14 protein-coding genes are annotated in these 16,609 nt (G+C 69.5%); 4 read left to right on the top strand and 10 right to left on the bottom strand.

Annotated features, from left to right (window positions below; all coding sequences use genetic code 11):
* Positions 1-111 precede the first annotated feature (111 nt).
* Entirely contained in the window at positions 112-660 is a 549-nt protein-coding gene (locus tag OG798_RS35650) for a hypothetical protein (RefSeq protein WP_121414988.1), read from the top strand.
* An 82-nt stretch (positions 661-742) separates the two neighbouring features.
* On the opposite strand, the gene pyk is transcribed toward OG798_RS35650, so the two are convergent.
* From pyk to pta, 3 genes are all read right to left on the bottom strand, one after another.
* Positions 743-2,176, bottom strand: coding sequence for a pyruvate kinase (pyk, locus tag OG798_RS35655; protein WP_067369173.1), 1,434 nt, complete (start codon positions 2,174-2,176; stop codon positions 743-745).
* A gap of 120 nt (positions 2,177-2,296) precedes the next feature.
* Positions 2,297-3,514, bottom strand: coding sequence for an acetate kinase (locus tag OG798_RS35660; protein WP_095857769.1), 1,218 nt, complete (start codon positions 3,512-3,514; stop codon positions 2,297-2,299).
* A gap of 35 nt (positions 3,515-3,549) precedes the next feature.
* Positions 3,550-5,628 carry a phosphate acetyltransferase gene (pta, locus tag OG798_RS35665; RefSeq protein WP_121414987.1) on the bottom strand — a complete coding sequence of 693 codons (2,079 nt, stop codon included), beginning with the start codon at positions 5,626-5,628 and terminating at the stop codon, positions 3,550-3,552.
* A gap of 218 nt (positions 5,629-5,846) precedes the next feature.
* On the opposite strand from pta, the gene OG798_RS35670 reads away from it, so the two are divergent.
* Positions 5,847-6,872, top strand: a complete 1,026-nt coding sequence (locus OG798_RS35670; protein ID WP_054233176.1) for an ATP-dependent 6-phosphofructokinase — start codon at positions 5,847-5,849, stop codon at positions 6,870-6,872.
* A gap of 56 nt (positions 6,873-6,928) precedes the next feature.
* On the opposite strand, the gene OG798_RS35675 is transcribed toward OG798_RS35670, so the two are convergent.
* Complete coding sequence (locus OG798_RS35675; RefSeq protein WP_095857768.1) at positions 6,929-7,558, bottom strand: helix-turn-helix domain-containing protein; 630 nt, start codon at positions 7,556-7,558, stop codon at positions 6,929-6,931.
* A gap of 265 nt (positions 7,559-7,823) precedes the next feature.
* Between OG798_RS35675 and OG798_RS35680 the strand changes: the two genes are divergently transcribed.
* The gene (locus OG798_RS35680; protein ID WP_328758280.1) at positions 7,824-8,300 is read left to right on the top strand and encodes a GNAT family N-acetyltransferase; all 477 of its coding nucleotides are present in this window, start codon (positions 7,824-7,826) and stop codon (positions 8,298-8,300) included.
* A gap of 34 nt (positions 8,301-8,334) precedes the next feature.
* Here the strand turns inward: OG798_RS35680 and OG798_RS35685 are convergent, their stop codons facing one another.
* From OG798_RS35685 to OG798_RS35705, 5 genes are all read right to left on the bottom strand, one after another.
* Entirely contained in the window at positions 8,335-9,180 is an 846-nt protein-coding gene (locus OG798_RS35685) for a carbohydrate ABC transporter permease (RefSeq protein WP_095852538.1), read from the bottom strand.
* A 1-nt stretch (position 9,181) separates the two neighbouring features.
* Positions 9,182-10,045 carry a carbohydrate ABC transporter permease gene (locus OG798_RS35690; RefSeq protein WP_257038384.1) on the bottom strand — a complete coding sequence of 288 codons (864 nt, stop codon included), beginning with the start codon at positions 10,043-10,045 and terminating at the stop codon, positions 9,182-9,184.
* Positions 10,042-11,412: an extracellular solute-binding protein gene (locus OG798_RS35695; protein WP_121414986.1), complete on the bottom strand. Its 1,371-nt coding sequence runs from the start codon at positions 11,410-11,412 to the stop codon at positions 10,042-10,044. Before OG798_RS35695 ends, OG798_RS35690 begins: the two co-directional genes overlap by 4 nt.
* 199 nt (positions 11,413-11,611) lie before the next feature.
* On the bottom strand, positions 11,612-12,292 hold the full coding sequence (locus tag OG798_RS35700) for a response regulator (protein WP_054233170.1): 681 nt from the start codon (positions 12,290-12,292) through the stop codon (positions 11,612-11,614).
* Positions 12,289-14,007: an ATP-binding protein gene (locus tag OG798_RS35705; RefSeq protein ID WP_267062862.1), complete on the bottom strand. Its 1,719-nt coding sequence runs from the start codon at positions 14,005-14,007 to the stop codon at positions 12,289-12,291. The genes OG798_RS35700 and OG798_RS35705 overlap by 4 nt, the downstream gene beginning before the upstream one ends.
* A gap of 193 nt (positions 14,008-14,200) precedes the next feature.
* Here OG798_RS35705 and OG798_RS35710 point away from each other — a divergent pair, with 193 nt between their 5' ends.
* Positions 14,201-15,622, top strand: a complete 1,422-nt coding sequence (locus OG798_RS35710) for a cation:dicarboxylate symporter family transporter (RefSeq protein ID WP_443053912.1) — start codon at positions 14,201-14,203, stop codon at positions 15,620-15,622.
* 209 nt (positions 15,623-15,831) lie between these two features.
* Here the strand turns inward: OG798_RS35710 and OG798_RS35715 are convergent, their stop codons facing one another.
* Positions 15,832-16,449 carry a TetR/AcrR family transcriptional regulator gene (locus tag OG798_RS35715; protein ID WP_095852534.1) on the bottom strand — a complete coding sequence of 206 codons (618 nt, stop codon included), beginning with the start codon at positions 16,447-16,449 and terminating at the stop codon, positions 15,832-15,834.
* Positions 16,450-16,609 lie beyond the last annotated feature (160 nt).

The following is a 16,609-nucleotide window of genomic DNA, read 5'->3' on the forward strand; positions in this document are numbered from 1 at the left end:
GCTGTGGCCCGGTTCCTCCGCACGAGCGGAGGAACCGGGCCACAGCCCTGAACGGAGCGGAGCGGAACAGCTCGGCGGGGAAGCGCGCGCGGCGGCGGGGGTGATGTTCTGATGAGTGGCCTCTTCGACGGGCTGGACCGGCTCGACCTGGACGCGCACGCGCGTCGTTGGTCGCCGGCGGGTACGGACGACGCCTCTGGGGACGTGAGCCAATGGATGGCCGCGGCCCAGCAGTTCACCGCCCGCATCCAGGCGGACCCGGCCGGGGTGAGCGACGAGCAGTGGCGGGCGATCGCCGAGGCGTGGCCGGCCCTGCTGGCGGCCGCCGAGCGTGCGACCGGCACGCAGCGCAACGAATGGCTGTTGCGCGACCTGTGGCTCAGGTCCTGGCTGCTGGAGAAGGTGGGGCCGCGTGCGGATGTCCCCCTGTTCGATCCCGGACCCGTGCTCGAACGAGCGCTGGACGCCATGCCGATGAGCCCGGAGGAGGCAGCCGAGCTCGCCCCGCGGTGGCGTGAGCTGGAGCATGCGCAGATGCGTGCGCTCCGGATGATCCGACAGCTGCTCGCGCCCCCGCGCGCCCTGGCCCCGCTCCTTGCGGATCATCCGCGGTGGAGCGAGTTCGAGGCGTATCAGCGGTTGGCCGGCGCGCTGCCGTGAACCGCCCGTGATCATCGAACACTGAGGGCGCCCCCTGTCCCAGGAGGCGCCCTCAGTGGCGTACGGGCACGGGGGCCGCGGGTCAGGCGGTGCGGCCGCTCTCGCCCAGGTGGTGCACCCGGACCATGTTGGTGGTGCCGGGGACGCCGGGGGGCGAGCCGGCGGTCATCACGACGATGTCGCCGTCGTTGAACCGCTTGAGCTTCTGGAGCTCGTGGTCGACGAGGTCGACCATCTCGTCGGTGCTCTTCACGAACGGCACGACGTGCGACTCGACGCCCCAGCTCAGCGCGAGCTGGTTGCGGGTGCCCTCGTCGGTGGTGAAGGCCAGGATCGGCTGGGCCGCGCGATAGCGGGAGAGCCGGCGGGCGGTGTCACCGGACTTGGTGAAGGCGACCAGACCCTTGCCGCCGAGGAAGTCGGCGATCTCGCAGGCGGCACGGGCGACCGAACCACCCTGCGTGCGCGGCTTCTTGCCGGGGACCAGGGGCTGCAGACCCTTGGAGAGGAGCTCCTCCTCCGCCGCCACGACGATCTTCGACATCGTCTTGACCGTCTCGATCGGGTACGCGCCCACGCTGGACTCGGCCGAGAGCATGACCGCGTCGGCGCCGTCGAGGATCGCGTTGGCGACGTCGGAGGCCTCGGCGCGGGTCGGGCGGGAGTTGGTGATCATCGACTCCATCATCTGGGTCGCGACGATCACCGGCTTGGCGTTGCGGCGGCACAGCTCCACGAGGCGCTTCTGCACCATCGGGACCTTCTCGAGCGGGTACTCGACGGCCAGGTCGCCACGGGCCACCATGACGGCGTCGAACGCCGCGACGACGGCCTCCATGTTCTCGACCGCCTGCGGCTTCTCGACCTTGGCGATGACGGGGACCCGGCGGCCCTCCTCGTCCATCACCTTGTGCACGTCGTTCACGTCGTTGGCGTCACGCACGAAGGACAGGGCGACCATGTCGCAGCCCATCCGCAGCGCGAAGCGCAGGTCCTCGACGTCCTTCTCGGACAGCGCCGGCACGTTCACGGCCGTACCGGGCAGGTTGATGCCCTTGTGGTCCGAGATCACACCGCCCTCGATGACGACCGTCTTGACGCGGGAACCGTCGACCTCGACGACCTTCAGCTCGACGTTGCCGTCGTTGATGAGGATCGGGTCGCCCTTGGAGACGTCACCGGGCAGGCCCTTGTAGGTCGTGCCGCAGATGTGCTTGTCGCCGGGCACGTCCTCGGTGGTGATGGTGAACTCGTCACCGCGCACCAGCTCGACGGGTCCCTCGGCGAAGGTCTCCAGACGGATCTTCGGGCCCTGCAGGTCGGCGAGGACACCGATGGCCTTGCCGGTCTCGGCCGCGGCGGCCCGGACCCGGTCGTAGCGGCTCTGGTGCTCGGCCTGTGTGCCGTGGCTGAAGTTGAAGCGGGCCACGTTCATGCCGGCTTCGATCAGCGCGACGAGCTGCTCGTGGGAGTCGACCGCGGGGCCGAGAGTACAGACGATTTTCGAACGGCGCATAGGGCGATCCTATCGGTTTGTTTCGCTACGGAATATTCCGTCTGGCGGAAGATACAAAGGGGCGCGCTGCCGCTCAGCTGAGGTGGCACCTGCCCCCCGTTCGAGGTGGCGTGGTGCCGCTCAGATGAGGTCGTGGGACGCGCCCACGAGTGCGTAGGTCTGCGTGGCGATCTCCAGTTCCTCGTCGGTCGGCACCACGGCGACCGCGACCCGTGCGCCCTCGGGGGAGACGAGTCTGGGCCCGTCCCCTCGAGCCGCGTTCAGGTCGGCGTCGACCGCCAGGCCGAGTTCCTCCAGGCCGGCCACCGCCGCCTCGCGCACCGGAGCGGCGTTCTCGCCCACGCCGGCGGTGAAGGCGATCGCGTCCACCCGGCCCAGTACCGCGTAGTAGGCGCCGATGTACTTCTTCAGGCGGTGGATGTAGATGTCGAAGGCGAGCCGCGCCTGCTCGTCACCCTCGTCGACACGGCGACGGATCTCCCGCATGTCGTTGTCGCCGCACAGACCGATCAGGCCGCTCTTCTTGTTCAGCAAAGTGTCGATCTCGTCCGTGGACATCCCGCCAACACGCATCAAATGGAAGATGACCGCGGGATCCACGTCGCCCGACCGCGTGCCCATGACCAGTCCCTCCAGCGGCGTGAGCCCCATGGAGGTGTCCACGCAGCGGCCGCCCCGTACGGCGGAGGCGGACGCGCCGTTGCCCAGGTGCAGCACGATGACGTTCACGTCCTCGGGGGCCTTGCCCAGGAGCTCGGCCGTCGCCCGGGACACATACGCGTGCGAGGTGCCGTGGAAGCCGTAGCGCCGGATGCGGTACTCGTCGGCGGTCTTCACGTCGATCGCGTAGCGCGCCGCCGACTCCGGCATCGTCGTGTGGAACGCGGTGTCGAAGACGGCGACCTGGGGCAGGTCGGGGCGCAGCGCCTGGGCCGTACGGATACCGATCAGGTTCGCCGGGTTGTGCAGCGGGGCGACCGGGATCAGCCGCTCGATCTCGTCGAGCACGGCCTCGTCTATGACGGTGGGCGCGGTGAACCGCTGCCCGCCGTGCACCACCCGGTGGCCGATCGCGGCCAGCTCGGGGGAGTCCAGGCCGAGGCCGTCCTTGGCCAGCTCCTCCGCGACGGCCTTGAGCGCGGCGGCGTGGTCGGCGATGGGACCGACCGTCTCGCGGGTCTCGCCCGTGGTGAGCGCCGTGTGCTTGAGCCGGGAGGTGCCCTCGCCGATGCGCTCGACGAGGCCCATGGCGAGACGGCTGCTGTCGCTCATGTCGAGCAGCTGGTACTTCACCGACGAGGAGCCGGAGTTGAGGACGAGGACGCGGGTGGCGGTCACTGCGGGGGTGCCTTCTGGGTCGAGGATGGTGGTGGTCATGCCCTGCTCGAAGTCTGGGCCTGGATCGCCGTGATCACGACCGTGTTGACAATGTCCTGTACCAGCGCCCCGCGGGACAGGTCGTTGACGGGCTTGCGCAGGCCCTGCAGGACCGGGCCGACGGCGATCGCGCCGGCCGAGCGCTGTACGGCCTTGTAGGTGTTGTTGCCGGTGTTCAGGTCGGGGAAGATCAGCACGGACGCCTGCCCGGCGACCTCCGAGTCCGGCAGCTTGGTCGCCGCGACGGTCGGCTCGACCGCGGCGTCGTACTGGATCGGCCCCTCGATCTTCAGGTCGTCGCGGCGCAGCCGCACCAGGTCGGTGGCCTCGCGCACCTTGTCGACGTCGGCGCCCGACCCGGACGTCCCCGTCGAGTACGACAGCATCGCGATCCGGGGCTCGACGCCGAACTGTTCGGCCGTGACGGCCGACTGGATGGCGATGTCGCAGAGCTGCTCGGCGTTCGGGTCGGGGTTCACCGCGCAGTCGCCGTAGACCAGGACCTTGTCGGCGAGGCACATGAAGAAGACGGACGAGACGATCTTGGTGTCCGGCTTGGTCTTGATGATCTCGAAGGCGGGCCGGATGGTCGCGGCGGTGGAGTGCACGGAGCCGGAGACCATGCCGTCGGCGAGCCCCTCCTGCACCATCAGCGTCCCGAAGTAGTTCACGTCGGCGACGACGTCGTAGGCCAGCTCGACGGTGACGCCCCTGTGGGCGCGCAGGGCGGCGTACTTCTCGGCGAAGCGCTCGCGCAGCTCGGAGGTGACCGGGTCGATCAACTGGCTGCCGCCCAGGTCGATGCCGAGGTCGGCGGCCTTCTTGCGGATCTGGTCGACCGGACCGAGCAGCGTCAGGTCGCACACCCCCCGGCGCAGCAGCACCTCCGCGGCGTGCAGGACGCGGGCCTCGGTGCCCTCGGGGAGCACGACGCGGCGCTTGTCGGAGCGGGCCTGTTCGAGGAGCTTGTGCTCGAACATCATCGGGGTGAGGCGGTCGCTGCTCGGAGCGGAGACGCGCCTGAGGAGATCACTGGTGTCGACGTACCGCTCGAAGAGACCGAGGGCGGTCTCCGCCTTGCGCGGGGTCGCGGCGTTCAACTTCCCCTCCAGGGAGAAGAGTTCGGCCGCGGTGGGGAAGGAGTTGCCGGCCACCGAGATCACCGGGGTGCCGGGGGCGAGGCGGGCGGCGAGGGTGAGGACCTCGTCGCTGGGCCGCTCGTTCAGGGTGAGGAGCACGCCGGCTATGGGCGGGGTGCCTGCGCTGTGCGCGGCGAGCGAGCCGACGACCAGGTCGGCGCGGTCGCCCGGGGTGACCACGAGGCATCCCGGGGTCAGGGCGTTCAGGAAGTTCGGCAGCATGGCGCCGCCGAAGACGAAGTCGAGCGCGTCCCGGGCGAGGCCCGCGTCGTCGCCGAGGAGCACCTTGCCGCCGAGGGCGTGGGTGATCTGCGCGACGGTGGGCGCGGAGAGGGCGGGTTCGTCGGGCAGCACGTAACAGGGGACGGGCAGACGGTGGTCGATCCGCTCGCTGATCTCGGCGCGGTCGGCCGGGGCCACCCGGTTCACGACCATGGCGAGGACGTCACAGCCCAGACCGTCGTACGCGCGGTAGGCGTTGCGCGTCTCGGCGCGCACGGACTCGGCGGTCTGCCCGCGTCCGCCGACCACGGGGATCACGGAGGCGCCGAACTCGTTCGCGAGCCGCGCGTTCAGCGCCAGCTCGTCCGGGAACTGGGTGTCGGCGAAGTCGGTGCCCAGGACGAGGACGACTTCGTAGTCGCGGGCGACGAGGTGGAACCGGTCGACGAGGGAGGAGACCAGTTCGTCCGCGCCCTGCTCGGCCTGGAGCGTGGACGCCTCGTGATAGTCCATGCCGTACACGCTCGCCGGGTCCTGGGTCAGCCGGTAGCGGGCGCGCAGCAGCTCGAAGAGCCGGTCCGGGCCGTCGTGGACGAGTGGACGGAAGACGCCCACCCGGTCGACCTGGCGAGTCAGGAGCTCCATGACCCCCAGCTCGACGACCTGGCGGCCGTCGCCGCGGTCGATCCCGGTCACGTAGACGCTGCGGGTCACGCGTGCTCTCCATCCGTCGTGGCGCTGGGTGGTTTCGGGGCTCGGGAAAATGGCCCACTGGGGTGAGCGGAACCCTCTTGACAATACCTCTGAGGGTAGCTAAGGCGCCCGCCAGGACAAACGTCCTGGTGGGAAGGAGGGAATCGTCGGTGCCCTGCGTCTCATGAAACAATCGGAGCGGCTCACACGTACCAGCAGCGAGCAGGAGACACAGCACGATGCGTATCGGAGTTCTCACCGCAGGCGGCGACTGCCCGGGCCTGAACGCCGTGATCCGGTCGGTCGTGCACCGAGCGGTCACCAATTTCGGGGACGAGGTCATCGGCTTCGAGGACGGCTACGCGGGCTTGCTCGACGGCCGCTACCGCACCCTCGACCTCAACGCGGTCAGCGGCATCCTCGCCCGCGGCGGCACGATTCTCGGCTCCTCGCGACTGCAGCGCGACCGGCTCCGCGAGGCCTGCGAGAACGCGCAGGACATGGCCCGCGAGTTCGGCATCGACGTGCTGATCCCGATCGGCGGCGAGGGCACGCTGACGGCCGCCCGGATGCTGTCGGACGCGGGGCTGCCGGTGGTCGGTGTCCCCAAGACGATCGACAACGACATCTCGTCGACCGACCGGACCTTCGGCTTCGACACGGCGGTGGGTGTGGCCACGGAGGCCATGGACCGCCTGAAGACCACGGCCGAGTCCCACCAGCGCGTGATGGTCGTCGAGGTCATGGGCCGGCACGCGGGCTGGATCGCCCTGGAGTCCGGCATGGCGGCCGGCGCCCACGGCATCTGCCTGCCCGAGCGCCCCTTCGACCCGTCCGACGTGATGGCGATGGTCGAGGAGCGCTTCGCCCGCGGCAAGAAGTTCGCGGTCATCTGCGTCGCCGAGGGCGCCCACCCCGTCGAGGGCACCATGGACTACGGCCACGGCGCCATAGACCAGTTCGGCCACGAGCGCTTCCAGGGCATCGGTACGGCGCTGGCGTACGAGCTGGAGCGGCGCCTCGGCAAGGAGGCCAAGCCGGTCATCCTCGGCCATGTGCAGCGGGGCGGCACCCCGACCGCGTACGACCGGGTGCTCGCCACGCGGTTCGGCTGGCACGCGGTGGAGGCGGCGCACCGGGGTGACTTCGGGCGGATGACGGCGCTGCGGGGGACGGACGTGCTGATGGTGCCGCTGGCGGAGGCGGTCACGGAGCTGAAGACGGTGCCGAAGGACCGGATGGACGAGGCGGAGTCGGTCTTCTAGGTCCTACGGGCTCGGGTCCTACGGGCTCGGGTCGTACGAGCTCGGTTCGAGCGGACTCAGTACGTGGCTCTCTGGACCATCGCCCAGAAGTGATCGACGATCCGGTCGAGGAAGTCACGGCCGGAGTCGTCGGCGTCGGCGGCGGCCGATCCGCCGCTCCAGCTGAGTGTGACCACCATCTGCCCCTGGTACTCCGTGTACATCTCCTGGAGGACGTCCTCCAGGAGGCGCCGGTCCAGCGGGATCATCTTTCCGACCGGACGGACGTACGCCTGCCAGCGCGTGGTCACCGCGCTGCGCAACAGCTCGGCCAGCTTGCCGTCGCGTCCCGTGACGGTGATGAAGTCCCGCAGCGACAGTTCGAGGGTGTCGGCGAGGGCGACCGACTGCCGGTCGTTGCCGCGCCACTCGTCGGCCTCCTCCATCCGCTGGTAGGCGAGGAGTTCGAGGCCGACGGTACGGGCGACGTCCTCCTGGGCCAGCCCCCGTGACACGCGGTGCTCGCGCAACGTCCGTGGCGCGCCGATGAGTTCACCCGGAGAACACCACAACACGCCTGCGAGCGCGGTGAGTTCGGGCCCACTGGGGGTGGTCGTCCCTCTCTCCCAGGCCAGGACGAGGTCGGGGGTGACGTACGGCAGCCCGTACGAGGCTCTCATCCCGTACGCGACGTGCTCGGGGCCCATGCCGAGGGCGGTCCGCAGTCTGCGGGCGGCCGGAGCGTTGAAGGGCGGGGTGGGCTGATGGGCCTGCGGTCGCTGCACGCGCACAAAATATGGGGCCGGGGCGGTGGTGACTACGGTCTGTTCGGACACAATCACGGATCGTACGAACATACGGCTCTGCCCTCACCGCCCCTTCCCGTGGGATCCTCCCGGGGTTTCGGGGCCGGGGCCGCGCCTCGAAGGGTGCGTCGAAAAATCGGTTGATCCGGTCACCTAGGGTGAGGACATGACGACCGCACCACGCCTCGAGAAGATCACCCCTGGCAATTTCGACACCGCGATCGGACTGAAGGTCCGCCCCGATCAGGAGCACCTGGTCGCGCCCGTCGTGAAGTCGCTGGCCGAGGCGTATGTGCATCCCGGTCTCGCCTGGCCCCGCCTCATCATGGACGGGGAGCGGACCGTCGGGTTTCTGATGGCCTTCTTCGACATCAACTGGGACGGAGACGAGGCGGGCACCGACCTCCGCTCCGGGCTGTGGCGTCTGAACATCGCGGCCGGGGAACAGGGCAGGGGATACGGCCGCTTCGCGGTCGAGGCCGTGGCCGCCGAGATCAGGCGCCGGGGCGGCACCCGTCTCACGGTCACCTGGCACCCCGGCGAGACCGGCCCGGAGGGCTTCTATCTCGGGCTGGGATTCAAACTGACCGGAGAGACGAGCGGCGGGCAGACGGTGGGGGTGCTGGAGTTGGAGGAGGAGTAGGCCTTGGCCTCGGCGGGTGGGGCAGGCGCAGCCGTCACCCCTTGACCGCGCCGCCCAAAGCGAAGCCCCCGCCCAATCGCCGGGCCACGAGTACGTACAGCAGGATCACCGGCGTCGAGTAGATGACCGAGAACGCGGCCAGCTGTCCGTAGACCACCGTTCCCCGGTTTCCGAAGAAGTCGTTGATGCTCACGGACGCCGGCATCTGGTCCGGGGTCAGCAGGAGCATGAACGGGACGAAGAAGTTCCCCCACATCATCACGAACGAGAAGACCGTCACCACCGCCACCCCCGGGCCCATCAGCGGCAGCACGATCCGTACCAGGGACTGCAGCGACGACGCCCCGTCCGTCCACGCCGCCTCCTCCAGTTCCTTCGGCACGCCGTCCATGAAGTTCTTCATCAGCCAGATGGCGAAGGGGAGTTGGGAGGCGGCGAAGAAGAAGATCGTGCCCTGCACGGTGTCGATGAGGTTCACCCGTACGAACAAGGCGTACACCGGGACCATGATCGCCGTGATCGGCAGGCACGTCGCGAAGAGGATCGTCAGGAGGAAGGGACGGTTCAGTCGCGAGCGGAACCGCGACAGCGGATACGCGGCCAGCGCCGCGCACACCACCGTGAGCAGCGTCCCGCCCCCGCACAGGATCAGGCTGTTGAGCAGCGGTGTGTAGGTGATGTCCGGTTTCAGGACCGCGTCGAAGTTGTCCAGCGTGAGACCGTCCGGGACCTGCACCCTGAGGCCCGCGTGCGGGTCGAGGGCGGACAGGATCACCCAGGCCAGGGGGAGGACGAAGGCGGCGGCCACCACCAGCAGGCCCGCGTCGGCGGCCAGCCGGCGGCCGGTGCGGCGGGACCTCAGTCTCGTACGGACCGGCATGTCACACCTCCGTCCGCAGCAGCCGCATGTACACCAGCGAGAACAGCGAGCCGACCACCAGCAGAAGCAGCGCCACCGCGGTGCCGTATCCGATCATGCTCTTCTGGAAGGCCTGCTCGTACATGAAGAGCGGCAGCGTCTGGCTCCTGTTCCCCGGGCCGCCCCTCGTCATCACCCAGATCAGCCCGAACACCGACAGCGTCTGAAGGGTGTTGAGCATCAGGTTCGTGCCGATGGAGCGGCGGATCATCGGCAGCGTGATGTGCCACATACGGCGCCAGCCACCCGCCCCGTCCACCTCCGCCGCCTCGGTGATCTCCTTCGGTATCTCGTTCAGGGCCGCCGAGTACACCAGCATGGAAAAGGCCGTCCCCCGCCAGACGTTCGCGAACGACACCGCCAGGATCGGCAGCGTGAACAGCCAGTTCTGGGTGGGCAGGTGGAGCCAGTCCAGGATCGCGTTCAGCGTGCCTTCCCGTCGGAAGAACGCGTACAACAGGAACCCGGCCACCACCTCCGGCAGCACCCACGCCGTGATCACGATCCCGCCCACGACCGTCCGCACCGGCTTCGACGCCCGCTGCATCAGCGAAGCCAGCGCCAGGCCCAGCGTGTTCTGGCCGACCAGTGACGACAGGACCGTGAACACCAGCGTCAGCCAGACCGCGTTCAGGAACGCGTCGTCCTTGAACGCCGTCCGGAAGTTCTCGAGGCCGACGAAGGACGAGTGCGCCTGGCCGGTGAGCTGGAGGTCGGTGAAGGCGATGTACGCGCAGTACGCGATCGGGCCCGCCAGGAAGAGGAGCAGGAGGGCGACGGCGGGGGTCAGGGGCAGGGCGCGGGTCAGGGTGCGGCGCAGCCTCACTTCCTGATCACCTGGTTGTCGGTGGCCGTCTTCAGCTCCTCGTCGTACCCGCTCGCCGCCTTGTCGACCGAGCTGTCACCCGTCGTCACGCCCTCCATGGCCTCCTGGATGGCCGTCGAGACCTTGGGATAGGCCGGGTACGCGGGGCGGTAGTGCGTGCTCGCGACCAGGTCCGTGAAGAACTTGATGCCGGGCTGCGCCTTCACGTACCCGGGGTCGGAGGCCACGTCCTTGCGCACCGCGATGCCGGAGTTGGCGATGTACCACTTCTGCGCGTTCGCCTTGGTCTGCATCGTCTCGATGAACTTGAAGGCGAGGTCCGGGTTGGACGCCTTGGCGGGGATCGACCAGGTCCAGCCGCCGGACATGCTCACCTTGCCGGGAGCCTGGCCGGTCTGCGTCGGCATGTACGCGAGGCCGAGTTTCTGCGACCACTCGGGCCACTCGTGCCCCGCGCCCTTCAGCCAGTCCTGCGGCAGCCAGCTGCCGTCCAGGTTGATGCCGAGCTTGCCCTTGGGCATCAGTTCGCCGCGGACGGTCGTGGGGAAGTTCGGGTCCAGGGCGTCCGAGACATCGGGGCCCAGCTTCTCCTTGTAGACCGTGTGCACGAAGGTGAGCGCGTCCTTGAAGGCCCGACTGCCCGCGATCCACTTCTTCGACGCCGTGTCGTACAGCGGGTCCGACGTGCCGTCACCCGTCCCGTACAGCAGCATCTCGAAGCCCTGCATGGTGGCCGCCTCGCCCGCCGGCTTGCCCGTGTAGACGTTGAGCGGGGTGACGCCGGGGACCTTCGCCTTGATGGTGCGTGCGGCGGCCAGCACCTCGTCCCACGTCTTCGGCTGCCAGTCGGCGGGCAGGCCCGCCTTCTTGAAGATGTCCTTGTCGAACCAGAGGCCCCGGGTGTCCGTGCCGTCCGGGACGCCGTACGTCTTCCCGTCCTGCGCCTTCGCGGCCGACTGCGCCGTGTCGACGAACTGGTTCCAGTCGGGCCACTTGTCGAGGTAGGGGTCCAGGGGCTTCAAGTACCCGCTAGTGATGTCCGAGTTGATGAGGAAGGTGTCCTCGTAGACCAGGTCCGGGGCCGTCTTGGGGGATCTCAGCATCTGCTGGAGCTTGGTGTAGTACTCGGAGTCCGGGGCCTTGATCGGGACGAGTTCGACCTTCTTGCCGGGGTTGGCCTTCTCGAACTCCTTCTTCATCTCCCCCAAGTAGGTGTCCATGACGCGGATCGAGTTGTCCGTGGATTGCTTGAAGGAGACCTTCACGGTGTCCGGATCGCTTCCGGAGCCCGATCCGCAGGCGCTGAGCGCGGTCGCGGTGAGCAGAGTGGCGAGGAGTAGCGGGGCGGCGGTGGGGCGCACGGGCACGACCTCCTACTGGCCGACGTCATTGGTGGCCGAGTTGTCTGCCCGGTGAACGTAAGAGCGTGGACTAGTCCACGTCAATGACCTTGCAGCGGCTCGTGACCTTGCGGGGCTCGCGGAGACGGGGCCGCGTGTGATGTCCCAGGGGGACATAAGTCCCACCGGGTCGCATGTCCTGCCGGACGGCCGGCGCCCCGCGCGATCAGCCCTTGACCCACCGGTACTGCAACTCCGGCCGCCCCACCTGCCCGTACTGCGGAGCACGCGCCGCCCGTCCCGCCTCCACCAGGTGCTCCAGATAGCGCCGGGCCGTGATCCGGGAGATGCCGACCGACTCCGCGACCCCGGCCGCCGTCAGGCCCTCGGCGCTGTCCCGCAGCGTCCGGGTGACCCGCTCCAGCGTCGGCGCGCTGAGGCCCTTGGGGAGGGCGGCAGGGCCGGGGGCGCGCAGGGTGGCCAGGGCGCGGTCCACCTCGTCCTGGCCGCTCGCCTCGCCCACCGCCGCGTGGAACTCGGCGTACCGCACGAGGCGGTCGCGCAGGGTGGCGAAGGTGAAGGGCTTCAGGACGTACTGGACGACCCCGAGCGAGACCCCTTCCCGTACGACCGCGAGATCCCGCGCGGACGTCACCGCGATCACGTCCGCGTGATAGCCGGCGGCACGCAGGGAGCGGGCGAGCTGCAGGCCGTGCACGTCCGGCAGGTGCAGGTCGAGCAGCAGCAGGTCCACCGGCGTACGGTCCAGCGCGCGCCGCGCCTCCGCGCCCGTGTGCGCCTTGCCGACAGCGGTGAAGCCGGGCACCCGGCCCACGTACATGACGTGCGCGTCGGCGGCGACCGGGTCGTCCTCGACGACGAGTACGCGGATGGGGTCGGCGGTCATACGTCGCCTCCAGGCAGGGCGTGCTGGGCGGACTCGGGCTCGGCGGCGGCCCTTTCGGCGGTGGCCGGGGCCGGTTCTTCGGCGGCCTCCGGCACGGGTGCGGCAGGGGCGCCCGGGGCCACCGTAGGCAACGGCAGCCGCGCCTCGAACTCCGCCCCGCCCCCGGGCGCCTCCGCCACCGTCAGCGTGCCGTGGTGCCGGCTCACCGCCTGGCGTACGAGGGCCAGTCCGAGGCCCCGGCCGCCGGGCCCCGCCGGCTTGGTGGACCAGCCGCGTTGGAAGACCGCCTCCGTGTGGGCGGGGTCGACTCCCGCGCCCGTGTCGGCGACCCGCAGGACCAGGCCGGAGTCGTCCGTGAAAGCCGTGACGGTCACCCGTGCCCCCACCGTCCCCTGCGCCGCGTCCATCGCGTTGTCGATCAGATTGCCCAGCACGGTGACCAGGTCACGGGCCGGCAGGTCGGTCTGGAGCAGCCCGTCGTCGATACCGCTCTCCTCCGACACCACCAGCTCCACTCCCCGCTCGTTCGCCTGGGCCGCCTTGCCCAGCAGCAGGGCGGCGAGGACCGGTTCGCTGACCGCCGAGATCACCTCGTCGGTGAGCGTCTGGGCGAGTTCGAGCTCGGCGGTGGCGAACTCGACGGCCTCCTCGGCGCGCCCGAGCTCGATCAGCGAGACCACCGTGTGCAGCCGGTTCGCGGCCTCGTGCGCCTGCGAACGCAGCGCCTGGGTGAAGCCGCGCTCGGAGTCCAACTCGCCCATCAGAGACTGGAGTTCGGTCACATCGCGCAGGGTGACCACCGTGCCGCGCCGCTCGCCGCCGGACACCGGGGAGGTGTTCACGACCAGCACGCGCGACGCCGTCAGATGCACCTCGTCCACCCGCGGCTCCGCCGACAGCAGGGCGCCCGTGAGCGGTGCGGGCAGCCCGAGTTCGGCCACGGAGTGTCCGACGACCTCGTCCGTCACCCCCAGCAGCTCCCGCCCGCCGTCGTTCATCAGCGCCACCCTGTACTGCCCGTCCAGCATCAGCAGCCCCTCGCGCACGGCGTGCAGCGCGGCCTGGTGGTAGTCGTGCATCCGGCTCAGCTCGGCCGCGTTCATGCCGTGCGTGGAGCGGCGCAGCCGGGCGTTGATGACGTAGGTGCCGATGCCGCCGAGCACGAGTGCGCTGCCCGCGACGCCGATGAGGGCGGTCACCTGTTCCTGTACGCGCTGGGTGATCGCCTCGACCTTGATGCCCGCGCTGACCAGGCCGACGATGTGGCCGTTGTCGAGGATCGGGGTGACGGCACGGACGGACGCCCCGAGGCTGCCCGTGTACGTCTCCGTGAAGGACTTGCCGTGCAGGGCGGGCCCGATGTGCCCGAGGAAGTGCTTGCCGATCAGCGTCTCGTCGGGGTGGGTCCAGCGGATGCCCTGCGGGTTCATGATCGTCACGAAGTCCACGCCGGTGTCCCGTTGTACCTGGAGCGCGTACGGCTGGAGGTCCTTGGTGGGGTTCGTGGTGCGGATGGCGTCCCGGACGGAGGGTGCGTCGGCGATCGAACGGGCCACGGCCATGGCCTGGCGGCCCGCCGCGTCCTCGGCCTGGCTGCGGTCGCTGACGTAACTGAACAGCGCGTACCCCGCGACGAGCACCGCGATGAGCACGGCCTGCATGGCGAAGAGCTGGCCGGCCAGGCTGCGGGGTCGCGGGACGGGGAGGAAGCGCATGTCGTTCAGTCTGCCTCTCCATATAAGCGTGAACTAAATGAACGGAAGGGTGACCGCCCTCACAGGGCGGGAGATAGTCACCGCATCCCCCGGAGTGAGCCGCACCCCGGGATCCCCCTGAGTGAGCCGCACCGCGGGATCCCGCCGGAGCAGGCCGCACTCCGGGTTCCGCCGGACGTGAGCCGCACGCCGGATGATGCCGATGACGTCGTCAAGGAGGGCAGCCGTGGCCAGCACCCAAACGGCACCTGCCGCACCCGCCGCCAAGCGGGACCGCACCCACTATCTGTACATCGCGGTGATCATCGCGGTTGTGCTCGGCATCGCCGTCGGGTTCGCCGCGCCGGACTTCGCCAAGGAGCTCAAGCCGATCGGCACGGGCTTCGTGAGCCTGATCAAGATGATGATCTCCCCGATCATCTTCTGCACGATCGTGCTCGGCGTCGGCTCGGTACGCAAGGCCGCCAAGGTCGGCAAGGTCGGCGGTCTCGCGCTCGGCTACTTCATCTGTATGTCCTTCGTGGCGCTGGCCATCGGCCTGGTCGTCGGCAACATCATCCACCCGGGCAGCGGGATGCACCTGACCGAGGCCGTGAAGGGCGTCGGGCACACACAGGCCCAGGCCGCCGCCGAGGGCCCCGTCGACTTCATCCTCGGGATCATCCCGACCACCTTCGTGTCGGCCTTCACCGAGGGCCAGGTGCTCCAGACCCTGCTGATCGCCCTCCTCGTGGGCTTCGCGCTGCAGGCCATGGGCCGTGCGGGGCAGCCGGTGCTGAAGGGTGTCGAGCACATCCAGAAGCTGGTCTTCCGGATCCTCGGCATGATCATGTGGGCCGCGCCCGTCGGTGCCTTCGGTGCCATGGCGGCCGTCATCGGCGAGACCGGTATGGACGCGCTGAAGGCGCTGGGCACGATCATGCTCGGCTTCTACATCACCTGTGCGCTCTTCATCGTCATCGTGCTCGGCACCCTGACGAAGCTCGTCGCCAAGGTCAGCCTCTTCCAGCTGCTGAAGTACCTCGGCCGGGAGTTCCTGCTGATCGTCTCGACCTCGTCGTCCGAGTCCGCGCTGCCGCGGCTCATCGCCAAGATGGAGCACCTGGGCGTCAGCCGCCCGGTCGTCGGCATCACCGTGCCGACCGGCTACTCCTTCAACCTCGACGGCACGATGATCTACCTGACCATGGCCTCGCTGTTCATCGCCGACGCGATGGACCAGCCGATGAGCATCGGCCAGCAGATCGGTCTGCTGCTCTTCATGATGGTCGCCTCCAAGGGCGCGGCGGGTGTCTCCGGCTCCGGTATCGCCGTCCTGGCCAGTGGTCTGCAGTCGCACAAGCCCGCGCTGGTGGACGGTGTCGGTCTGATCATCGGTATCGACCGGTTCATGAGCGAGGCGCGTGCGGTCACCAACTTCGCGGGCAACGCGGTCGCCACGCTGCTCATCGGTACGTGGACCGGTGAGGTCGACAAGGAGCGGGTGAACCGGGTGCTCGCCGGGGAGCTGCCGTTCGACGAGAAGACTCTGCTGGACAGCGACGAGGACGACGCGATCGACGTCGCCCCGGAGGTGCCGGAGCAGGGCGGCGAGAAGGAGCTGGCCAAGGCGTAAGCGCTCCGCTGGAAGAGGGGTTGCGGGTCGTTCTGAGGCCGCGTGTGGATCGTGGCTTGTCGCGCCCACGCGGCGGAGCCGCATGATGACACAGCCCCGCGCCCCTGACGGGGCGCCCCACCTGCGGGGCTCATAAGTCCCCCCAAGCCGCCGGGCGGCCAGGTTCTCCCCCCGTAGACCTGGCCGCTCGGTGTATGTGTCGGACGAGCTCAATCGCTCAGCTTGGTCACCAGTTCGGTGGCTCTGGAGGCGGGTACGCCCGCCGCGGTCAGCATGGTGATCGCGGCGGAGCGGCCCGCCTCTTCCGGTGCCAGCAGGCCGTCGTTCACCGCCTCCATGAGGGCGAACAGCATCTGCTCGTGGACGTACGCCAGTGCGGGCGCCGGCAGCGGAGACTCGAACACGCCCTGGTCGAGGCCACGCCGCAGCAGCTCCGCGCAGGCCTCGCGCACCGGCGTGAGTCGCTCGCGGATGCCCTGGACCGTGACGCTGCGCTGGGCGAGGGCGACCAGCAGCCGGTATCGGTCGGCGATCTCCCAGACGGCGAGCGTCGAGCGGACCAGGGATTCCGCCGGGTCCCGTCCGCTCTCCCGGCCCGCCGCGTGCGCCGCGGCCACCGCCTCCACCGCGCCGTCGGTCAACGTGCTGATCAGCACCTCGCGGCTGGGGAAGTGCCCGTACACCGTGCGCCGTACGACGCCCGCGGCCCGTGCGATCTGGTCCATGGACGCGTCGGGGTCGCGCAGCAGCTCGGCGAGCGCGACGTCGAGGATGCGGCGGCGGTTCGCATCCGCGCGGCTGGCACTACCCGTGGTCATGGCTGCCATTCTGCACGCCCCCCGGATCCGCGCGAGGTGATCACTCGTGCCCTCCACAAGGGCTCCACCTCCTTGATTTGCACAGCGTTGTGCACCTCGATACATTGCACATGGTTGTGCAACTGCACGCCACTGTGCAAATGGAGCGAAGAGAAGGGGCGACCGTAGT

It is taken from the genome of Streptomyces sp. NBC_00271, from assembly GCF_036178845.1.
In the GTDB taxonomy this organism is placed as follows: domain Bacteria; phylum Actinomycetota; class Actinomycetes; order Streptomycetales; family Streptomycetaceae; genus Streptomyces.

Coding starts and splice junctions, on each gene's coding strand:
- OG798_RS35650 (WP_121414988.1), top strand. CDS start 112: ATGAGTGGCCTCTTCGACGGGCTGGACCGGCTCGACCTGGACGCGCAC.
- pyk (WP_067369173.1), bottom strand. CDS start 2,176: ATGCGCCGTTCGAAAATCGTCTGTACTCTCGGCCCCGCGGTCGACTCC.
- OG798_RS35670 (WP_054233176.1), top strand. CDS start 5,847: ATGCGTATCGGAGTTCTCACCGCAGGCGGCGACTGCCCGGGCCTGAAC.
- OG798_RS35675 (WP_095857768.1), bottom strand. CDS start 7,558: ATGGGCCCCGAGCACGTCGCGTACGGGATGAGAGCCTCGTACGGGCTG.
- OG798_RS35680 (WP_328758280.1), top strand. CDS start 7,824: ATGACGACCGCACCACGCCTCGAGAAGATCACCCCTGGCAATTTCGAC.
- OG798_RS35685 (WP_095852538.1), bottom strand. CDS start 9,180: ATGCCGGTCCGTACGAGACTGAGGTCCCGCCGCACCGGCCGCCGGCTG.
- OG798_RS35700 (WP_054233170.1), bottom strand. CDS start 12,292: ATGACCGCCGACCCCATCCGCGTACTCGTCGTCGAGGACGACCCGGTC.
- OG798_RS35705 (WP_267062862.1), bottom strand. CDS start 14,007: ATGCGCTTCCTCCCCGTCCCGCGACCCCGCAGCCTGGCCGGCCAGCTC.
- OG798_RS35710 (WP_443053912.1), top strand. CDS start 14,201: ATGATGCCGATGACGTCGTCAAGGAGGGCAGCCGTGGCCAGCACCCAA.
- OG798_RS35715 (WP_095852534.1), bottom strand. CDS start 16,449: ATGGCAGCCATGACCACGGGTAGTGCCAGCCGCGCGGATGCGAACCGC.